The sequence below is a fragment of the Methylobacterium sp. B1 genome (assembly GCF_000333255.1).
Classification (GTDB): Bacteria; Pseudomonadota; Alphaproteobacteria; order Rhizobiales; family Beijerinckiaceae; genus Methylobacterium; species Methylobacterium fujisawaense.
This window is the reverse complement of sequence record NZ_BACT01000127.1, coordinates 1-3033: the sequence shown is the minus strand read 5'-3', so window position 1 is coordinate 3033 and position 3033 is coordinate 1. Positions and strand designations below refer to the sequence as shown.

Below are 3033 nucleotides of genomic sequence, written 5' to 3'. Positions count from 1 at the left end.
CGGCCGCCCGGCTCGGCCCCGGGGACCGGGGTGCCAGCCGGATCGTCCCGGCCATCACCACGAAGCCGCCATCGGCCGGATCGCCGCGGGAAAACAGCAGGTCGCCGTCCGCGAGGTCGCGGCGCTCCGCCGCGAAGGTCAGCAGGCGCAGGGCATCCCGGTCGAGGAAGCCGAACAGCGGTGCGGCCGCGAGGATCGCGATGTCGTCGTCGAGCCCCAAGAACGCCTCACCACCCTGCGCATACGCGAACCTGCCGGATCGCCTACACGTAAAGCTTCAATTCGTCAGGGCAGCAACTTGTATCCGCCCCCCTCGGTCACGAGGATCGCGGCGGTGGCGGGGTTCGGCTCGATCTTCTGGCGCAGCCGGTAGATATGCGTCTCCAGCGTGTGCGTGGTCACCTGGGCGTTGTAGCCCCAGACCTCGGCGAGGAGGGTGTCGCGGTTCACCACGGCCCGGCCCGCCCGGTAGAGGAAGCGCAGGATCGCGGTCTCCTTCTCGGTGAGCTTCAGCTTCGAGCCGCGCTCGCCGACGAGGAGCTTGGCCCCCGGCCGGAACGTGTAGGGGCCGATCTGGAACACCGCGTCCTCGGAGGCCTCATGGCTGCGCAGGTGGGCGCGGATCCGGGCCAGCAGGATGCCGAACTTGAACGGCTTGGTGACGTAGTCGTTGGCGCCGGCCTCCAGCCCCTCGACATGGTCCGCCTCGGAATCCTGGGCGGTCAGCATGATCACCGGGCCGCGGAAGCCGCCGGCCCGCATCCGGCGCACGGCCTCGCGCCCGTCGAGGTCGGGCAGGCCGACATCCATCACGGCGAGGTCGATGCGCTCGGCGGCGACCCGTCGGATCGCGTCCGTGGCGTTGGCTTCGGTGAAGACCGTGAACTCGTCGCAGAGATCGAGCTGCTCGGTGAGAGTATCGCGCAGGATCGCGTCGTCGTCGCAGATCAGCAGGCGGTAGGCATTCGGCATCGTCCGGGGCCCCAGAGCAGGCTGCGGGAGAGGCGGGGGCCGCCTGCCGGGTGCAGCATGCGATGACGTCAGGATCTCGGCAGGATCGCGGCGCGACTCTACCGAGGCTTGTGTTTCCGCATCCTTTCGCCGCCGCGGCAATCGCCGCGGTGAACGGGCTGCGGGATCGGGGCGCACCGCTTCAGGATCAAGGCGTCGGACCCCACGGCGAGGCGGTGGGCTGGCTCCCGAATCCCGGCTCGGCGGCCCGGGTTCAACCGAGAAATAGAGCGCCCTTTGTGGCCGGAAGTTGCCTTGCGCGCAATTTTTCACCGGTTCGGAGTACGGATCTCGGGCATAAGGCGCGCCGGACCGGGTGGATTCGGGAGGACGGAGATGCGGCGGCCGAGCAGGGGACCCGTCCGCCTGACCCTGGGGGACATCCGCGTGCGGGCCACGGTGGGGGACCGGCGGCGCGGGCAGCTTCTCGTCGGCCCGGCGGTGATCCCCTGCGCCCTCGGGGCGGGCGGGATCGTGATCGACAAGCGCGAGGGCGACGGCGGCTCGCCGCGCGGGCGCTTCCGCCTGCGGGCCGGCGCCTACCGGCCCGATCATCTCGGGATCCGGCCGCGCACGCTGCTGCCCCTGCGGGCGACCCGGCCCGACGACGGCTGGTGCGACGAGAGCCGGGACCGCCGCTACAACCGGCCGATCCGCCTGCCGGCCCCCGAGATCAGCGCCGAATCGATGTGGCGCGGCGACGGGCTCTACGACGTGGTGATCGATCTCGACTACAACCGCGCCCCGATCCGGAAGGGGCGGGGCTCGGCGATCTTCCTGCACATCGCCCGGGACGGCTACCGCCCGACGGAGGGCTGCGTCGCCCTGGCCCGGGCCGACCTGCTGCGGCTGCTGCGCCGCCTCGGGCCGCGGACGCATCTGCGGATCGGCTGAGGCCCGACCTCAGGCTCAGGCCTTCCGGGTCCGGGCCCCGAAGATCGCGGTCCCGACCCGGACATGGGTGGCGCCGAGCTGGATCGCCGCGGGGAAATCCGCGCTCATGCCCATGGAGAGGATCGGCAGGTTGTGGGCCTTCGCGAGCCGGGCCAGCAGGGCGAAATGGGCCGAGGGCGGATCCTCCGCCGGCGGGATGCACATCAGCCCCTGAATGGCGAGGCCGTGGGTCTCCTGGCATTCGGAGAGCAGGGTGTCGAGTTGATCCGGGAGCACGCCGCCCTTCTGCGGCTCTGCGCCGGTATTGACCTGGATCAGAAGCTTCGGCGTCCGGCCGGACCGGTCGATCTCCTTGGCCAGCGCCGCCGCGAGCGACAGCCGGTCGAGGGAGTGGATCACGTCGAACAGGGCGACCGCCTCCCGGGCCTTGTTGGATTGCAGCGGCCCGACGAGGTGCAACTCGACATCCGGGTAGCGGGCCCGGAGGTCCGGCCATTTCGCTACGGATTCCTGGACGTAGTTCTCGCCGAAGACCCGCTGTCCGGCCTTGAGCGCCGGCAGGATGCCCTCGGCCGGCACGGTCTTGGAGACGGCCACGAGCTGGACCGTGGCCGGATCGCGCTCCGAATCCTCGGCGGCCCGGGCGATGGCCGCCCGGACCTCGGCGAGACCCGCGGCGACATCGGCCTGCCCCACCGGAAGCTTCGCGGTCACATGCCCCATCCCGTCGGTGGGAGGCGCGCTGGGTTCGGTCTTCGCGTCGTCCATGGCCTTGCCTGTCCTGTCGCTGCCGGGCGGCGGTCCGCGCATCCCCGCTGCCGTGATTCTCGAGGGGACGGTCATCCTGTCCAACCCCCTCATCCTGAGATGCCGAAGCGCCGCGGAGGCCTCGAAGGAGGGTCCCGGCCGTCCGCCACCCTGCAGCCCGCCGTCGAGGCGGCGGCGCCGCGTCTCAGGATGAGGGGGTTGGATGGGATCGCTCCGGCGCGACCCCGCCTCATGTCCCGCCTCTCCCTGTCCGACCTATGCGTTCGCGCGCCCCGCGCAAGCCCGAATCGCGCGCTGCGTTGACCGGCTGCGGCGCAGATATGCTATCGCGGCGCGACCGTGCCGTGGTCATCCTTCGGA

3 protein-coding genes and 1 pseudogene are annotated in these 3033 nt (G+C 71.3%); 1 reads left to right on the top strand and 3 read right to left on the bottom strand.

The window, feature by feature from the left end; translation table 11 throughout:
- Both I53_RS03840 and I53_RS03835 read right to left on the bottom strand, forming a co-directional pair.
- Positions 1-220: pseudogene (locus I53_RS03840) on the bottom strand (Crp/Fnr family transcriptional regulator); the annotation flags it as partial.
- Positions 221-285: 65 nt separating this feature from the next.
- Positions 286-972 (bottom strand): response regulator transcription factor, encoded by a 687-nt coding sequence (locus I53_RS03835; RefSeq protein WP_043346856.1) that lies wholly within the window; start codon positions 970-972, stop codon positions 286-288.
- Between the two features lie 375 nt (positions 973-1347).
- On the opposite strand from I53_RS03835, the gene I53_RS03830 reads away from it, so the two are divergent.
- Positions 1348-1905 carry a L,D-transpeptidase gene (locus I53_RS03830; RefSeq protein ID WP_043346855.1) on the top strand — a complete coding sequence of 186 codons (558 nt, stop codon included), beginning with the start codon at positions 1348-1350 and terminating at the stop codon, positions 1903-1905.
- Between the two features lie 15 nt (positions 1906-1920).
- On the opposite strand, the gene I53_RS03825 is transcribed toward I53_RS03830, so the two are convergent.
- Positions 1921-2673 carry a YggS family pyridoxal phosphate-dependent enzyme gene (locus tag I53_RS03825; RefSeq protein WP_043346853.1) on the bottom strand — a complete coding sequence of 251 codons (753 nt, stop codon included), beginning with the start codon at positions 2671-2673 and terminating at the stop codon, positions 1921-1923.
- Between the last annotated feature and the right edge of the window lie 360 nt (positions 2674-3033).

What these genes read in the sequence shown, in the direction of transcription:
- I53_RS03835 (WP_043346856.1), bottom strand. Translation starts at nt 972, where the DNA reads ATGCCGAATGCCTACCGCCTGCTGATCTGCGACGACGACGCGATCCTG.
- I53_RS03825 (WP_043346853.1), bottom strand. Translation starts at nt 2,673, where the DNA reads ATGGACGACGCGAAGACCGAACCCAGCGCGCCTCCCACCGACGGGATG.
- I53_RS03830 (WP_043346855.1), top strand. Translation starts at nt 1,348, where the DNA reads ATGCGGCGGCCGAGCAGGGGACCCGTCCGCCTGACCCTGGGGGACATC.